8 protein-coding genes and 5 pseudogenes are annotated in these 17183 nt (G+C 58.5%); 5 read left to right on the forward strand and 8 right to left on the reverse strand.

Translation table 11 applies throughout. The features are described 5' to 3' along the window. Positions 1-89: 89 nt before the first annotated feature. Together RPG13_RS31490 and RPG13_RS31495 are read right to left on the reverse strand one after the other, a co-directional pair. Positions 90-530: an IS3 family transposase gene (locus RPG13_RS31490; RefSeq protein ID WP_337126824.1), complete on the reverse strand. Its 441-nt coding sequence runs from the start codon at positions 528-530 to the stop codon at positions 90-92. Further along, on the reverse strand, positions 527-958 hold the full coding sequence (locus RPG13_RS31495; RefSeq protein ID WP_337126825.1) for a transposase: 432 nt from the start codon (positions 956-958) through the stop codon (positions 527-529). Before RPG13_RS31495 ends, RPG13_RS31490 begins: the two co-directional genes overlap by 4 nt. 475 nt (positions 959-1433) lie before the next feature. Between RPG13_RS31495 and RPG13_RS31500 the strand changes: the two genes are divergently transcribed. Together RPG13_RS31500 and RPG13_RS31505 are read left to right on the forward strand one after the other, a co-directional pair. Next, entirely contained in the window at positions 1434-3041 is a 1608-nt protein-coding gene (locus RPG13_RS31500) for a carbamoyltransferase C-terminal domain-containing protein (protein ID WP_337126826.1), read from the forward strand. Positions 3042-3161: 120 nt separating this feature from the next. Then, a pseudogene (locus tag RPG13_RS31505) lies at positions 3162-3524 on the forward strand (IS256 family transposase); the annotation flags it as partial. Between the two features lie 533 nt (positions 3525-4057). Here RPG13_RS31505 and RPG13_RS31510 read toward each other — a convergent pair. Both RPG13_RS31510 and RPG13_RS31515 read right to left on the reverse strand, forming a co-directional pair. Continuing rightward, positions 4058-4363: a hypothetical protein gene (locus tag RPG13_RS31510; protein ID WP_337127106.1), complete on the reverse strand. Its 306-nt coding sequence runs from the start codon at positions 4361-4363 to the stop codon at positions 4058-4060. 137 nt (positions 4364-4500) lie between these two features. Next, positions 4501-4682, reverse strand: a pseudogene (locus RPG13_RS31515) (arginine deiminase-related protein); the annotation flags it as partial. Positions 4683-4713: 31 nt separating this feature from the next. Here RPG13_RS31515 and RPG13_RS31520 point away from each other — a divergent pair. Further along, a pseudogene (locus tag RPG13_RS31520) lies at positions 4714-4992 on the forward strand (ATP-binding protein); the annotation flags it as partial. A 108-nt stretch (positions 4993-5100) separates the two neighbouring features. Here RPG13_RS31520 and RPG13_RS31525 read toward each other — a convergent pair. The 4 genes and pseudogenes from RPG13_RS31525 to RPG13_RS31540 form a co-directional block, all read right to left on the reverse strand. Beyond that, a pseudogene (locus RPG13_RS31525) lies at positions 5101-5538 on the reverse strand (transposase); the annotation flags it as partial. Positions 5539-5712: 174 nt separating this feature from the next. After that, positions 5713-6321 (reverse strand): 4'-phosphopantetheinyl transferase family protein, encoded by a 609-nt coding sequence (locus tag RPG13_RS31530; protein ID WP_337126828.1) that lies wholly within the window; start codon positions 6319-6321, stop codon positions 5713-5715. Positions 6322-6669: 348 nt separating this feature from the next. Then, positions 6670-6978 carry a hypothetical protein gene (locus RPG13_RS31535; RefSeq protein WP_337126829.1) on the reverse strand — a complete coding sequence of 103 codons (309 nt, stop codon included), beginning with the start codon at positions 6976-6978 and terminating at the stop codon, positions 6670-6672. 141 nt (positions 6979-7119) lie between these two features. Continuing rightward, positions 7120-14397 (reverse strand): SDR family NAD(P)-dependent oxidoreductase, encoded by a 7278-nt coding sequence (locus RPG13_RS31540; protein ID WP_337126830.1) that lies wholly within the window; start codon positions 14395-14397, stop codon positions 7120-7122. Between the two features lie 700 nt (positions 14398-15097). Between RPG13_RS31540 and RPG13_RS31545 the strand changes: the two are divergent. After that, a pseudogene (locus RPG13_RS31545) lies at positions 15098-15491 on the forward strand (IS21 family transposase); the annotation flags it as partial. 110 nt (positions 15492-15601) lie between these two features. Further along, positions 15602-17116, forward strand: coding sequence for an ISNCY family transposase (locus tag RPG13_RS31550; RefSeq protein ID WP_337126817.1), 1515 nt, complete (start codon positions 15602-15604; stop codon positions 17114-17116). Positions 17117-17183: the final 67 nt, after the last annotated feature.

Genomic DNA, 17183 nt, shown 5'->3' on the forward strand with positions numbered 1-17183 from the left:
GTCACCCTGCCAGTTGACGACAGGTCACCGCCGCTTGGGCTCTTGCCCCCTCACAGCAGGGAGCAGGGCATTCTTCAAATCCTCCTTTCTCAATGCATTCCAGTCATATGCACCCCGGACCATCCGGGACGAGGCGCACCATAGGTGATGTCGGCGACCCAGAGTTGGTCGATGTCCGCCAATTCGAGGCCTCTTGCCAGATTGGGCACGATCCGCCAGCCATGCCTGGAATTCGTCGTCATCGGCACGAAAGCGGCCCTGCGCAGGCAAAGCAGGTTGTCCTCCCGCATCAGGCGCAGCACGCGCTTGTGGTTCACATGCCAGGCTTCCCGGCCCAGCAGCACGGCAATCCGGCGATAGCCATAGTATGGGTTCGCCAGCGCCAGGCGTTGAATGGCATCGCGCAAGCCTGCTTCCTCGCGGCGTGGCGAAGAGGCCTGCCAGTACCGGTAATAGCCTGACCGGCTCACGCCAGCCAGCCCGCACATCCGCTCGACCGCGATCATGCCTTGCAGCCCGGACACCATCATCGACTGGATGACCGCGTAGATGTCGTCCCGCCAGGCGCGCCGCTCCGCTGGTGCGCTTCCCCGACGTGCTGCAAGGCCTCTTGAAAAAAATCGAGGTCGGCCGCCTGCTGTCCGACGAGACGCTCCAGTTCGCCGATCCGAGCCAATGCTTTCGAAAGCTCGTCAAGCGCTTCCAACGGCAATGCCGGCGCTGCACCGCCCGGGTCATGCGCCTCACCCAGCCGGCGTGCCGCTCGCAGCGGACCCACGCCATCGCGCAGAGCTGCAGGCCCGCCTGCACGAAACTGCTTCTGCCATTGATAGAGACCCTTGCGAGAGATGCCGAGCTCCCGCGCCAACTTGCTCACCTTGGCGCCCGCAGCCATGCGTTGCACCGCAGCTATCTTGAATTCGCGACTGAACCGCCGCCCGGGGTCTTCTTTCCTCATCAGCTCTCCTTAATGGAGAACTGTTACCCTTCTCGTGTCTCAGAATCGGGGTGCACTACAATCTGTTACCCATGTATCCGGGTCGGATAGGGCGCAACATCCTGCCTTGAAGGAATTCGAACCACCGACCCTGTAACTCGGCATGTCATTGCAGCCTTGTCGAAGGAACAGGACACCATGTCCAGAACATGTTTCGGCGCAAAGGTTGCGGAGCGGTGCAGTGCGGCCGACATCTTCGCCCCCCCCGGCGACGCCTCGATTGCCAAAAGGACTGTAAACAAATAGAAGCGAAGCCTTCATATGTCACAATAGTTCTTCAAAAGTACTTAGCACAAACTTAAGGATAGGGGCATTTATCAATTATAGATGGGTGTGGTAAGTAATGACGTGGAGGTCTCGTCGTGCGCGCAACGTGTAAAAATAGACTGCAACACCAAACTCGCGCAGAGCTGATTAAGGAGTTTCGTGGAGATAAGTGGCATTGCGCCCAGGGAGTAATAGAAACATGAGAGTAATGTCGTTCAAACCGGGCCATGATGGCACAATTGCAGCGTTGGACATATCAGCAGCCGAGCTGATTTATTCATTCGAGGCTGAGAAGGATAGCTTTCCCAGATATTCGACCATTAACCCGACGACTATTCTCGAAGCCGCTGGGCGCCTGGACGCCATTCCGGATATCATTGCCGTCGGTGGGTGGCACACAGGATTCGGCCACGACCCAGTAGGATACTACGGCATAGCTCAGGGATCGGATGCAGTCGGCGAGAGGACCATTTTCGGCCGCAAGGTGCATTTTTATTCCTCGACGCACGAGCGCTCCCATCTCTGGGGCTCCTACGGTATGTCGCCATTCCCCGCCCGGATGCCCTGTTACGCGCTGATCTGGGAAGGGTGGTGCGGCGATTTCTATGAAATCGATGAGTACCTGCAGGTCGTGCATCGGGGAAAAGTGATGGCGAATCCTGGATACAAATATGCTTTCCTTTATGCGCTCGCCGATCCGAGCGCAGGACGAGCGCGCAACGAAGACCCCGGCAAGCTAATGTCGCTTTGCGCCTATGGGCAGACCGGATCGCCTGACCAGGACGAGCGGGCGCTAATCGATTTCCTGCTTGCAAGCGATGTGTGCCCCTTGCCCAAGGAGGATCTGCGGAATTCGCCATACTACAACATCGGCGTAACCCATCAGAAGTTCACCAACCTCGCCAGGCGAGTTTCGGACGCCATCTTCGATTCGTTCCACACTTTTGCGAAAAAGAACCTGACAAAGGGTTACCCGCTGCTGATTTCCGGCGGGTGCGGATTAAATTGTGAGTGGAACCGCAGATGGCTCGAAACGAATCTTTTCTCCGACGTTTTTATTCCACCATGCGCTAACGATTCAGGCTCGGCTATCGGAACCGCGGTCGACGCTATGCGGCATTTCACCGGCAATGCAAAGATCAAGTGGAACGTCTATTCAGGCCAGCCTTTCGTTCTTGACGAGATCGACCGGACCGGACTCGAGGTCCATCCACTCGACTACGGCCAAGTGGCTTCGGCGTTGCTCGACGACAAGGTGATCGGCTGGGTACAGGGGAATTGCGAAATCGGGCCACGGGCGCTCGGTAACCGGTCAATTCTCGCGGCGCCTTTCTCAAAGACAACCCATGAGCGGCTAAACCGCATCAAAAACCGGGAGGGTTTCCGCCCGATTGCGCCGGTTTGCCTGGAGCAGGACCTCGCGCTCCACTTCGACTTGGCACGGCCTTCGCCCTATATGCTTCTTTTCCAGAAGGTTCTCGATAGCCGGTTGGAAGCCGTCACTCATGTTGACGGCACAGCGCGGGCCCAGACTGTTTCGCAGGAGCAGAACCCGCACCTCTTTCAACTGCTTACCGCGTTCAAGGCGAAAAGCGGAATCGGCGTTCTTTGCAACACATCGCTGAACTTCAACGGTGCGGGCTTCATCAATCGTGCAAGCGACTTGCTAGCTTATGCCCGGGCAGCAGGCCTCGACGGTTTCGTGATCGATGATGCCTTTTATCTTCTCAAGGACGCCCCCCTCACAGCGTCGAGTGGACAGAAAAGGACCGCATAGCGGGGGAGAAAGCAGCCCTCCAAGCTATGGCGGAAAATGGATGATGATGGTTTGAGAAGGGCGGCGCATCGAGGCGGGTGGTTGAAGCCTGACAGAATCTCTCAAGGAGAGCAATACGCCATGGATGAGAGTATCAACATTGTTCGCCTTCGTCAGCCGACGGACTCGATCGCCTGACGGATGTGCTTCGCACCCGCGCGCGCAAATTGCTTGCGCAGGCGATCGAGATGGAGCCGAAGCCATTCTTGCTGAGATGCGGGATCTGAAGCGCGGACGGACGTGACCGGCTGGTCCGGCACGGTCGCGGCCCGGAGCGGATCATCCAGACGGGAATCGGGGCGGTGCCCGTCAGCCCAGGGGGAGGTCCGGGACCGCGGCGCGAACGGTGAAGCAGAGTGCATCCATTTTTCCTTGTCGATTCTGCCGAAATGGGCGCGTCGGACGCGAAGTCCGGACGCGCTGCTCCCCGTTTTTTACCTGCGGCGTTTCGACGGGCGAGCGCGGCCATAGCGCGTGCCCAATTATACGCCGTGGCGCAGGTCCTTGGCAATCAAGCAGCTCGGAAGCTTCGAGAAAAAGGAATCGGTTGCTTCCTGCGCAGTCTCTTCACGAACGCGACGGTTCCATCGTCGCTAATGCCGTGGATCTGGTCGGGCTAGCAACGCGCATTGCTGCGCCGCGGTCCCCTAAGAACCGGACGTGCGGGTCACCCCGCATCCGGCTCAAGCCATTCTCCAGCGAACAAGTTGACGGAACGTTTCGCAATTCGACGGCGGGCGAAGCAAGTGGTTCACGCAGGGTCAAAAGGATTAGCCGACCCCCGGACCTTGATGTCTCGGGAAAGCCGACGCGAGGCCGGACACACATCAGCACCCGACCACATGTCCGTGCCGAAGCAAGATTGCATTCTCCGGGGTGTCCACTTGGCCGCCGTCGATGCCTCGGCACCTTGTTTTCTACGGCGAGATCCGCTGCTTCATACTCGCGCCCAACGTTTGGCTGGCCGGGATCGGCCTTCAGGCTGCTGAAGCCGGACACAGGATCCGCGGCGGCCAGCGACGAATCCAGCCGGCCCTTTCAGGCGACAGTGCTGCATCGACAGCCGCCAGCACCTGATCCTCAAAGCGACACTGCGCCGTAGCTACCAGCCGGTCAAGAGCCTCCCCTTCCAGACAGCCGACACGCTGCTTAGCAAACTGTGCCGTCAACCGGTCGACGAACTGGTGCCTGCTTCCGTTAACCGAGGCGATCGACACAACGATACCGTCGGGCAGCCAGGCAGCGTGCCGCAGCACCTCGATCTCGGACCGGGCCTCGAGCACGATTCCGGCGCGCGATACTGCTGTCGCTGGAACGTGCCGAGGTGCCGCCACTGATCTGATGGTACAGGCAGAGGTCGATCAACCTCGCAACGTGTTCCAGGTTCGTAACGGTGATGTTCATAGCGCAAGGACCGCTTCTAATCCCGGGGCGTGAGGTGTACGCCAGCGATCGTGCACGCACGGAACCGCCGGCCCGCTCGACCGTAGGAATTGCCAGCGGCAGCAGCCGCGCGCTCTCGCCAATCATGTCAATCTGATCCGTCGTCAATAATGCCAACAGTGCGGTCGTCGACAGGGCCAAAAAGCGCCCGTTCCCGCCCAGGGGTCATGAAGTTGCAAGCAGCCCAATGCTCAACCGGCTGGATCGGTTCGACTGCCTCATCCTTGATGATCTTGGTTATGCCAGCAAGGATCAAGCCGAGACGGGCGTTCTGTTCGAACTCATCGCCGAACGCTACGAACGCCGCTCGCTCATCATCACCTAAAACCAACCTCTCCGAATGGAGCCGGATCTTCCCGATGCCGCAATCACGGTCGCGGCCATCGACCGCCGCGTCCATCGCGCCATTATCCTTGAGTTCAATGCCGAGAGCTACCGTCGCCGTGCCCGGTTGCTGTCGCCGGGATAATCGAACAATTGTCGTCAATGCGTCGCTGATAGCGTATTGCCTCACCCTGGAATGTTCCGAACGATTTTCCGTTGCCTCACCATAATGTTCCTCAGGGCCGGGTTGGGATCAATGCGTCATCGGCTCGATTGCCGGCTCGACGCGCATTGGGCCAAATACCATCGCGTGTGCCTTTTCCTTCCGCCAGATCTTCAAACGGCGCTGCAGCGTACGCAGAAGTTGATCGGGATATTGCCCCGGCTGCTCCGCCTGCAGGCGCACCAGTAATTCGCGGCTCGTCCGCCAGGGCTCTTCGACGAACCAAGCACGCAGCTGGCCCGTGACCTTCACCAGCGGATCCAGCGCCGGCGTACAGGATCCATCGGCAGTGTCGACGAGGCGCCGCTGCGCCGATCGCATCTCCCGCAGCAGCTTTACCGGGTCCAGCCGCGCCTGCGTTTGCGCAAGCCTGGGCCGAACCGGTTCAGGCGTGCGTGGATCTGCCAGCAGTCGCTGGCACGGTGTTGCCGCCGGGTGATAACGCTTGCGCACGCGGGCGCCGTCCCGCTGTCATTGTCGGTGTCGAAACGAGAAGCTGGAACCAATTTTTCCAGTTCTTTTAGATGCGGCGATCAGGCGCTAGCGCCTCAAAAGTGGTAATGCGCGGCCGCTATAGAAATGCAAGACTTATAATCTTGCACAAGCGTCAGGTTTTAATAAAAATCTTCAACTTATCTTTGATCAGGATTCTTTTTGATAAGCCAAGCCGATAACGTTTTTAGAATTGTTGAGCTCAATGGAAAAAGTACAATTGTTTTTTTTCACGTATCCCGTGTTGGATTTAATGTCAATCTCGACGTCCTGAAATTCAAGGATTTCGTTGCATAGTGGGAAACAGGCCTTATAAACGGCCTCCTTAAGAACGAAAAGGTCTCGCCGCTGGAGCAGACGTGAGTCGTACATGCCTTGCTCTCTGGAAGTTGCAATCAAGTCAATCAAACCGTCCGGAAGAGGTTCATTAGGTTCAATGTCGATACCCAGCGCCCCGATGGCTTTCTTCTCTGCAATAGCGGCGGCTGCTACTGTATCGTGATGGGCCAAAGAGCCAACAATTCCGTCTGGCCAGGTCGGAACACCAGATTGCGTCTTTAAGATAGGAATCGGTGGAAATCCTAGTTTACCTAGGAGTGTTCGAGCGATAATTCTTGCCGCACCGCTTTGGCGACGGACTTTGGCGAGAGCGCGCCCCAGCGCAGCAACTTCGGAAGCGAACAAGGCGGCTTCGTCCACGCGTTCTATTGGACGAATGCCGACGAGGATGTTCGATTGATCAAACCTTATAATGTCCATCTATTTGGCCCTCCTTGAGGTTTGCGGATGGGAATCTCACGCCAGCCCGCGTTCCTATCGCAATTAATCGTTGAGCCTGACAACTGCTTGGCCCTCATCCATGCTCGCGTCGCGCAGCCCAGCAACCGCTTCAGCGCCCGGTCGCCCCGCTGGATGCATTGCTTCCCCACTCGGTGCTTAAGGTACCGTCGACCATACACTCATCAGGATCGGTCTGCTTCAAACGGCCTCTTTCGATCCAACTCAAGAGATCGCCAACCACGTTCAGGCATCGCCACGTGCCGTGGCGAGCGAGCTCGTCCTTCACTAACCGCGTAGAGCTCGACGAGATGTCCGTGGTGTCCCTCTTCAGGCGCCGAAACAGCCGACTCCTGCCCAATACTCTTCTGCAATCATATCCTGTCCCCGATCCCACGCCAGACTGACGGCCTGACCGTGGCTGCGATCACCTGAGTCCACACCTTCCCGCTCGCTGCCGAGATGCTTGGCGATGATGCGGAGCTGCTGTGGGAAGTCTATGTCTAAATGGAACCGGTGGACGGCTACATCTGGGTCTACGGCCCCGACGATCAGCAAATCCCGGCCTTCACAGACCTCAGCCTCGACAGCCTGATCGCTTTCATCCGCGAGCACAAAGCCAATCGAGGCCACGGCCAAAACGGTGGCCCAAGACAGCCAAGGTCACGACTGAGCGCTTACGTCTTCACGACTGAGGTTTCGTTCGTCGTAACCTGCAGCCCCGCACGGATATGAGGGATAGCGTCGGAGGGTATGATGCTCCCGCTCTTTCCGCTGTGGTTATTGCGACGGGTGGTGGTCACGTCTGCATATTCGCTCATACAGGTCGCCGAACGTCGCCGCCTCAATTATCTCACCCAATTGCGGCGACCTCCAGCTGTCGATTTTCTTCAAGTGAGCTTGAAGTTCTGCGGCGAGAAGGCTGTCTCCCCCAACATCGAAGAAGTTGTCGTCCAAACTTATCTCCTTGTCACCGAGAAGAGTCTTGACTTCATCAAGAAACAGGCTCCTCGGATCGCCGTGCCCCAACATGTTGTCCTTGCTCGTTTCGACTTCTTCGGGCGGAGATCTTTTCTCTTCGTCTGGCTGCTCATCGAGCGTGATTGTCCGGACCTGGTCGACCCATTGCCTCACGCGTGGAGGAAAGAGTCGCGTCGCTACAATAACCTGGCCGTTGTCAACGGTTGCCAATATGCGCTTGATGACGTCGATCCCCTCGTCGGAACTGAGCGCCAAATCCTTCGCGTGACGTGTCCGGTACGCGGCAGTCACCTGCTCATCGTAGGAGCAATCCCAGTCATCCCAGATGGAATTGATCCATCGGACACCAAGTTGGCCCTGCACCTGGCGCGCAAAGGCGTCCATGAACCTGTTGGCCGCCGCGTGGGCGGCCATCGCGGGTCCGCCGAGGATGGACGCAAGGGACGAGAAAAGGAACACGAACTCCGGTGATTGCGCGTGAGTGGACTGTATCCGCTGGATCGCACCGTAAAGGTTGCGTGTCCCCGCGAGTTTGGAGGCGAACTCACTGGCAGAGGTCGTGTCCTTCATCTCTGAAAGGAACTTCACATCGGCCAGCCCCGCGGCGTGAAAGATCCCGTCAATCCGCCCGAATTCCCGAACCGTTGTGTCGAGCGCGCCGGACAGGCTGTCGAAATCGGATACGTCGGCCTGACGAAGAATCACCTGACCTTTTGCGTCGTCAAGCGCGGCCAGTCGGCGTGTCCAGCCATCCTCATCGATATCCACGCGCCCTGAACTCGAATAGTCGGGTACGGCAAGGGGGCTTATCGCGACGACCGTCGCCCCAAGGCTTACAAGATGTTCCGTCAAGGGCAAGCCGATCCGCCCGAGAGCTCCTGTGATGAGATAGACGCCTTCTGGTCGTGGGATCTCCCGACCGGAAACCTGTGTAGCGAGGGCCACCTCGGAAAAATGCGGTACCCATCGTCGGTTTCCGCGGAGCGCGACGATCGCATCGGGACCAGGCACGTCACGCCCGATTTCATCCCCTAGCTGATAGCCTATATTCGGGTCGTCGATATTCAGATCAACAACCCGGCAATCGACCATTGGGTTCTCCTGCGGTAGTACGATTGCGGGACCGAAGACGCACGCTTTTTCGGGATCTACAGGTTCCTCATCGACCTGAACGCTTTGGTCACCAACGATCCAAAGGTCGACCGGAGCCTGGAGCGCCAGTGTGGAAAGAACTCGCGCCAAATCGAGTATGGCGTCGTAGCTCCGCAAAAGATGAGTCTGCACCGTGCCCGGATCCTCGCACGCCTCCACTGTGCCGCTCAGGTGCCAGAGGCAGAGAATGCGGTCAGCGGGGCGCTCCGAAGCAATCTCGGCGTCGAAGAACGCCTTTAGGCCTTCTCGGGTGGGATCAATGAAGATTGTAGACCCCTTGATTTTTACGGACGAGTTTGAGGGTTTGGCTCGTCGGCAAACACGGGCAACTTCATGACCCGCATCCTCCAACTGCCGCGTGATGCTGTTTGCAAGCATGTCTTCAGCGCGCCCCGCCTCACCAAACGGCCGATCGGCGAGCACCAGCCAACGTAGCGCCTTTGCACTTCCGCCACCGGGAGCCGTGCGGGGGAGCATTTTCTCTGTCCACGTTTGCGCATAAGTGAACACTTCCCCCCTATGCCGTTCTCGCTCGTCGGGCTGCCGCGGACGCCTCGGGCCCGCAGACTGATCGTCCGGCCAGCAACGGTGACCGTCAAACGAGTACGTCGGAAGGGGAAGGCGCCGGCGAGTACCGAACGGTTCCAATTGATCACTGGCCCGCTTCCAATCCACCGCAACACCCGCGGCCCAGAGTGCCCCGAGGCATTCCAGAAGGACATGGCGGTCAGTGGACTCTTCATCGTTCTCGTCGCGCGCGGCTGGGACAATCGATGGGATTCTGGTCTTGCGATTTTCTGGGTTGATCGCTCCATGTGCGAAACGCGCCAGATTAAGCGAAGGGCCAAGGTCAATGAGTGCAGTCACACCAGCCGCGACCATGGTCTGGATAGAACGATCGAATCGGATAGTCCCAATTGCTTGCCCACTCCAGTGGCTCTCTGGTAAGGGCACTTTCACCCCATGCAGGGATCCTGAATTCAGAGCAATGGCCACATCCGGCAACCGCTTTTCAACCATTCGGGCCTGCGTATCGATGATCTCAGCCGCTGGTTTCATCAACGGAGAATGACTGGGGACGCCAGCTGTATTAATGACGTGGTTGGGAATCTGTACTTGTTCGAGCCTCGCCTGAAGCCTTTGGATAAATTCTCGCTTGCCGGTGAACACGACACCGGTATTTGAGTTCACGACACCAACGCTGATCTCGTCAGCTTCAGCTCCATCACGCCAAGCGTCCTCCATAAGGATACGCTCAGCCTCGTCCGGGCCGCATCTGGCCACAAGCATAGCACCGTCGATACCAAGATTCACCATCGCGCGGCTACGAACAACCGTCAGCCGAATAGCATCTTCAAGTTTCAGTATGCCCGCTATGGTGGCCACGACGTATTCGCTCATGCTGTGTCCGACCAGATAATCGGGACGCACTCCACACAGTGCCAGCAAACGCGCCATGGCGTATTGCACTGAGAAAATCATGACACTGATTTCTTCGAAGGAAGCGGTCGCGTATCCGTCGTCTTCTCCAAACATGACCGTCTCTAGGTCACGATTCAGAACCGGGCGACTAGCGGCCGCACAAGTCAGGAAAGCGTTGCGGAAGTCCGGCACGTGATCGAACAGGTCCTTGAACATTCGCGTGTGCTGCACTCCGCAGCCCGGCACCATGAACGCAGTGGAAGGTGAAGAAAGGGTCTGATCAGCCGCACGGTTGGCCTGTTCGTCTAACTTCGCGATGGCCATGTCCAAGTTGCGCGCCACAACGACTGTTCGATAATCGAATTGACATCTCGCCACGCGTAGCGTGTGGGCGACGTCACCGAGATCGATCTCGCGCTTGCGCCGCAGGAACTCGGCTAGATTCCGGCAGGCCCGGCGTAGCGCCGAGGGGCTCTTTGCAGAAAGGCAAAGGGCGTGAGATCCCCGCGCGACTGATCCGGGCCAAGCTCTTACGTTGTCGCTGTTCCATTCCTGTAGCACGACATGGCAGTTGGTTCCACCGATACCAAGGCCAGTGACTCCGGCGGTTCGAACGCGCCCCTGCGGACGCGGCCAAGGTCTCAGCTGCTCGTTGACGAAGAAGTGCGTGTCTTCCAGCCCCAGATCTTCGTTCAGTCGGTTGATGTTGATGGTCGGGGGGATTACCCCGTGCTGAAGGGTGAGAACTGTCTTGATAAAGCTAGCGACTCCCGCGGCGAAGTTGGCATGGCCGATGTTCGCTTTAATCGACCCGAGCGCACACGCGTTGCCGGTTTTGTCTTGCCCTGCGAAAGCCTCTGCCAGAGCGCGGACCTCGATCGGATCGCCGACCTTGGTGCCAGTGCCATGAGTTTCGATATACTCCACGTCTTCAGCGCCGAGTGCCGCGGTGGCAAGTGCTTGGCGCACAACATCGGCCTGGCCTCGCGCGCCGGGCGCCGAGAACGACGATTTGGCGCGGCCATCATTGTTAATGGCACATCCCTTTACCACCGCGTGGATCGGGTCGTTCGCCGCAAGCGCATCTTCGAGCCGCTTGAGAACGACGACCCCTACCCCATCTCCAAGCACCGTGCCATTGGCGTCGGCATCAAAGGCTCGGCACACACCGTCCGAAGAATTGATAAAGTCCTTGACATACTGATACCCCGCTTGAGGAAAGGTGATGCTCGCTGCGCCTGCCAGCGCCATGTCGCAATAGCCGGCCGCAAGCGACTGAGCGGCGACCGCAATCGTCACTAGCCCAGTTGAGCACGAGGTTTGCACCGCCATGCTTGGGCCGTTGAGGTCCAGCATGTAGGACACGCGCGAGGCAAGATAGTCCTTGTCGTTGCCGAGATCCGTCAGGAAGGCGAGCGGAGCGTTAGTGGGATCGATGAGGCCCCCACCCTTCAAATGGTGTAGTAGATAGAGGGGGAAGGACGAACCTGCGAACACCCCCGTCCGCCCCTCATGCTGGGTCGGCGCGTACCCGGCCGACTCAAGTGCCTTCCAGCAGCATTCGAGAAACAGGCGATGCTGCGGGTCCATCAGCGTTGCCTCACGCCTCGAGAGTTTCCAGAAATCCGGGTCGAAAAGGTCCACATCATTGAGATGGGCACCCACGCGCACATAATCAGAGCGCTTCAGAACAACGTCCGGAATCCCCCGGGCCTTGAGCTCCTGCGCGGAGAGCGGGGCGATCGAGCACACCCCTTGGCAGAGGTTTTCCCAGAGCGCATCGACGGTCTCCGCGCCGGGGAAACGCGCGGCCATACCAATCACCGCAATGTCCATCCCGGGGCTGCGTCGCCCGTCGAACGCCTTAATATGCGCCCTGCCCGCTGAGACTGGCGGTGTTTTAGGAAGCTTCCGGATTTGGGGATGTTCCTGCTCGCTGCGGCGCTTTTGGAGAAGAGCCGCGAGTTCTTTGAAAGTCGGATTGAGGAAGACCTCCACTACGCGGAGATCCACCTTCAGACTTTGACGAAGCTGCGCGCAGAGACGGGCGGCCAGAAGGGAGTGTCCGCCGCAGTCGAAAAAGTTGTCGCCCGGCTCAGCACCTTCAGCCTGGAGAAGGTCGCGCCAAGCTGCGCGAACTGCCGATTCGACCTCGTCGGCACCTGTCACTGGAGTGCACATCTCTTTCGCGAGGTCGCGGAGCCGCGACCGATCAAGTTTCCCGTTGGCTGCAATGGGCAATTCCCTCACAGCGATGAAGTCTGACGGAATCGCGTAGTGCGGCAGCTCAGACTTCAAATGCGCCCGCAAAGCAGCCTGCCAGCCCTTGCACCCGTTCCGCAAGACTACATATGCGATTAGTCGATCAGGCTGGCCGGTGGTCGGGTCGAGCTCCGGCAATACGGCGGCGGAGCAGACCCCGGAGTACCGAAGCAAAGCAGCTTCAACAGACCCGGGCACGACGCTAAAACCTCGGATTTTCACCATGAAAGCGCAGCGCCCGATAATCTCTAATTGGCCACCGGGCAGCATGCGGCCAAGATCGCCGGTGCGGAACATCGTGCCACCAGCTCGGAACGGGTCGGGAAGGAACCTTTCCCGTGTCATCTCCGGGCTGTTGAGATATCCATGCCCCACTCCATCGCCACCGACGAAGATTTCGCCCAGGAAGCCCAGTGGTACGGGATGGCGCTGCTCCCCGAGGACATAGACACTGACATTGTACTGAGGTGGACCGACCGGTACCACCTTTTGTGTTGTCGCAGGATCGATCTCGCTCAAATCAATGTGCGCGACCTCATGTGTCTCCGCTATGCCGTAGTGATTGATAATTTTGACATGCGGCAACGCATCCTTCACACGCCCAAGCAACGCCGCTGTTACCACCTCGCCTGACAGGTAGACCAAGCGGAGATCCGGAAGGCGCGGGGGGACGTCGAGGAAGCCGCTGCTGAGAAGCACATCGAGCAGGGAAGGGGTTAATAGTATTCTGGAGATTCGATTTCGTTCGAGGTAGTCGACCAGCTGGTGAGGATCGTAGATAACGTCGTCCGGGATCAGATAGGCTGGGATCCCGGCGAGGATCGGCCGCATTATCTCCCATACCAAGAAGATATTAACCGCCTCGCGCTCATCAGGCCCGTATGGCAGCGCGTGATAATACCACTGGTAAGTGCATACATTGGTTCGGTGGGGGCAGACGATCCCCTTCGGTTCACCAGTCGTTCCAGACGAAAATACAATCTGGGCCGGCGCATCGAGATCTACCGCTTGCGGATTGGCCGGACTGGCCTTGCCAAGTTTCGCTTCCCAACCCTCATCGAGCGACAGCGCAAGACCCGACCAGTTAGGCGGAAGGCTAGCTACGAAACGGTTGTTGGTGAGAACGATTTCCACAGAGGCCTTCTCAAGCATCCGCTTTATCGCCGCAACGGGCTGAGCCTTGTCAAGAACGACATAGGCCGCCCCTGTCTTAAGAATCCCGAACAGCGCGACGGCGTATTCAGGTGAAGTATCCATTAAGATCCCGACACGCGAACCTCGGCCCTGACCATGTCCGAGGAGGTGTGTAGATAGAATCTCGCTCAGGTCGTCGAGCCGACGGTACGTCAAGATCCCAATCTCTGAGACGACGGCAGGGGCGTCCGGATTGAGGGCCGCTTGCTTACGGAATTGGTCATGCAGTGGTAGTTCGGGATAAGGGAGGGTCTCGCCAATTCGAATGGAGGCTGGGAGTTGTGCCTTTGCTTCCCCAACTTCACGCAGGAGGGTAGACACCACTTCCTCCGTCAAGGAATGGGTGTAAAAGTGATCGCTATCGAACATAATCCGGGCAAAGCGCGACGTCGTAAGCCGACGCCATTCGTCCAGGTCATTGGCATTGATCGTTTCGTCCTGAACTCCCCCCATCGCGGTAATTGCCGCACCGAGAGGCGTTGGTAAGTTCCGGTCGTAGGTCTCCGCAAGTTCGAAGTCGGCCCGCATGGGCGGCAAGATGAAGTTGTGCAGGAGTTCCTCATTCGCCAGCGCCTCCATGGGAACCAAGCCAAGGCTCCGGACCACATCGGTTAACTTGTCATCCGCATATATATACATTGGCGGCTCATCCGCCGGCACATCCGCCGACTTGTGAGCAGACACGACAAGATGGAAAGGGGATGGCCGGCCGGCCTTCTCCAGGGAGCGGGCAATCTCGTAGGCTACGAGGGCACCTACGCTATGACCGAAAAAAACAAAAGGCCGGTCGCCGTACTGGCCGAGCGCCTCAATGACCATGGGTACTAATACGTCCATGCTGCGGATGGCGGCCTCCGCTGACCGTTTGCCACGCCCTGGAAGATCTAGGCAAATGAGCTCAACGTCTTCGGGGAGATAATCAGACCAAGTGCGGAACGAGTGGACGCTACCGCCCCCATGTGGGAAGCAAATTATCCGATACGAGGGCTCAAGTGTACTCTTTACGACGCTCAGCAATGCTTTGGCTTCACCAACAACTTGTTCCATTTCTACAATGCTCCACTTAGATTCCGCTTGAGATAACCGTCTATATTTGGGCGTTAATTCTGACTGAGAGTTTCACAATCGAATCATGAGACTTGGAATATCCAATGGCGGACGCAGCACCCCGCGAGGTAATTTCCATCGTTTAGGCAGTGCACGTCCGCTTTCTGCAGACGTCGAACCGGTGGCTCAGCTGGGCGTCATCTCGCAGAAACATATGTCCGGCTCTCGAATTGATCGGTACGACCGGATCAGCGAGGAATTCTTCATTTAAGATCACGCCCTGCATTTAGATTCTCTGCAAAATAAACCAGCGACGATCCGCGATTAGATTAGTCGCCAACTCGAGTTAAGCTCATCGATATCTATAGAGAATATAACTGGATGTCTATTGTCAGAAGACGATATTTGCTACGATTACGCTAATTACTATTAACAAGGTTTTACGATTGTAAACTTTGTACAACAATTAATCTTCATTCTTCGAAATTTTGCTTTTTTGAGCATCGCACCAGTCGCAAGGAAGGCGCCGCTGTCGGCAAGAGCCACGCCAGCTACTTGGGCTTGTCTAAGATTGGCGCCCGGATGAGTGCTGCGTCAGCGGCTGGGTTGGTGAGGACTCTCAGCTCGCTCAACTTTTTTGCCGGGCCTCAATGACCAATACTCCTCCTGGAGCAGCCCCATGCGACTCAAGGCCAGTCCTTCCTTCGAGCGCGGCGAGACCATCTATGATCCCTGGCATTACGTTGCGGTGCTCGCCCGCAAGCCTGGCGCATTTCGCAATGGCGCGCCGTTCCAAGGCTGGTTCTTCCCTCGGCCACGGAGCGGGTGGGCGCGCAAACTCAAGACCGCACATGACGGAGGCCGCCAGATCCTGACGGCCGTTCTCAGCGACGGGCTCGATGCGGTCGAGGCGGCATGCCAGGAGGCGCTCAACCAGAACGTCTGCTCATCCGCGATCATCCTCAACATCCTGGCCCGCCGGCGCGATTCGGCGCCGGCCGTCACCATCCTCACCCGACGCGCTTCGCCTGCAGCATGGGCCACAGGCCGACTGCGCCCGCTACGACGCCTCAGGAGGGCAAGCTGATGTATAGCGCGACAATCTGGGAGAGAGGTCGCATTGCCTCGTCGAAAATGTTCCTGAATGTTCAACCGTTGCCTCACATAAGTTGCTCCCTACCGAGGGGTAAGAGCAGGGGCGACTATGGGACGGCTGAGCATGGCGACAAGGAAAGAACTGACGACGGCGGTTTCAGAGCGCTATCGTGCTTCGACGCGAGCGGAGAAGGCGAGAATTTTGGATGAGTTCGTCGTCGTCACGGGCTTTCACCGCAAGCACGCGATGCGGCTGCTACGACGCCGTGAGGGGCCGTTTGCAGGCCGGCGAGCGCGGCCGCGGATTTATGATGAAGCGGAACGCAATGCGCTCATATTGCTCTGGGAGGCGTCCGACCGCGTCTGCGGCAAGCGGCTGAAAGCGTTGCTGCCCATCCTTCTCGAGGCGATGGAACGGCACGGTCATTTTGACCTAGCGCCCGAAATCCGGGGCAAATTGCTGGCGATGAGCGCGGCCACGATCGACAGGACGCTGGGACCGATCCGAGAAGGCTTGGGACGTCCCCGACGACGGCCTGCAGCGCAGGCCCTGCGACGGAGCATTCCCATTAGAACGTCGGCGGATTGGGACGATCCAGCGCCAGGCTTCGTTGAGGCGGACCTCGTGGCCCATAGCGGCCCTTCGGCTCGCGGCAGCTTCATCCAAACCCTCGTGCTCACCGACATCGCGACCGGCTGGACGGAATGTGCGCCGCTGCTGGTTCGCGAACAGACGCTGTTGAGCACGGTGCTCACAGAATTGCGCAAGCAACTGCCCTTCGCGCTTCTCGGCCTGGATACGGACAACGACACCGTTTTCATGAACGAGACATTGAAGGCCTATTGCGCCGCCGCCAACATCGTCTTCACGCGCTGCCGCCCCTACCGCAAGAATGACCAGGCCTTTGTCGAGCAGAAGAATGGCGCCGTGGTGCGTAGGATGGTCGGATATCGTCGGTTCGAGGGGCTGGAGGCCGCCACGCTGCTAGCGAAGCTCTACCGGTCAGCGCGGCTGTTCGTGAACTTCTTTCAGCCATCGTTCAAGTTGATCGCGAAGCAGCGCGACGGCGCGCGTGTGCGCAAGACGTATAGTCCGCCAGCTACGCCGCATCAGCGTCTGGTTGCCGACCCTCGCACCTCAGATGCAGTCCGCTCCCGTCTGCAGGAAATCTACGCCGGGCTCGATCCTGTCCTGCTATTGCGCGATATCCGTGCCGTGCAGGAGCGACTCGCTGCGGTTGCCGATACTCCGCCGGCCATGCGCCCTGACGGAACAGCTCAGCCAATCGACCTTTTCCTGGCGAGTTTGCGGACTGCTTGGAAGGACGGAGCTATCCGGCCGACGGATCGCCCGATTGTGAAAGCCAAAAGGGGGCGGCGGCGTCCTGACCCTCTCGTCAAGGCGACTGCGGACTTACGAAATTGGTTCGAAGCCGAACCATGGCGAACCGGCAGCGAACTTCTGTCACGACTGCAGGCCGAGTATCCCGGCGATTACCCGGACAAACTGCTTCGAACGCTTCAGCGCCGGCTAAAGGTCTGGCGCAGCGAACAGGCGGACGCGTTGCTGTTTGGCCCCTTGAACAAGGAGCCGCCGATCCTGGAGATCGCAGGGCCACACTGAGGCGCCGTGGCGCTCGCTAAGGAGGCCGGGCGCTGCGAAACCCCGGCCATCTCCGCGCCCGGCCTCC

This window comes from Mesorhizobium sp. ISC15 (assembly GCF_037162615.1).
GTDB lineage: Bacteria > Pseudomonadota > Alphaproteobacteria > Rhizobiales > Rhizobiaceae > Mesorhizobium > Mesorhizobium mediterraneum.

Coding starts and splice junctions, on each gene's coding strand:
- RPG13_RS31540 (WP_337126830.1), bottom strand. CDS start 14,397: ATGGAACAAGTTGTTGGTGAAGCCAAAGCATTGCTGAGCGTCGTAAAG.
- RPG13_RS31490 (WP_337126824.1), bottom strand. CDS start 530: ATGATGGTGTCCGGGCTGCAAGGCATGATCGCGGTCGAGCGGATGTGC.
- RPG13_RS31495 (WP_337126825.1), bottom strand. CDS start 958: ATGAGGAAAGAAGACCCCGGGCGGCGGTTCAGTCGCGAATTCAAGATA.
- RPG13_RS31550 (WP_337126817.1), top strand. CDS start 15,602: ATGGGACGGCTGAGCATGGCGACAAGGAAAGAACTGACGACGGCGGTT.
- RPG13_RS31530 (WP_337126828.1), bottom strand. CDS start 6,321: ATGGACATTATAAGGTTTGATCAATCGAACATCCTCGTCGGCATTCGT.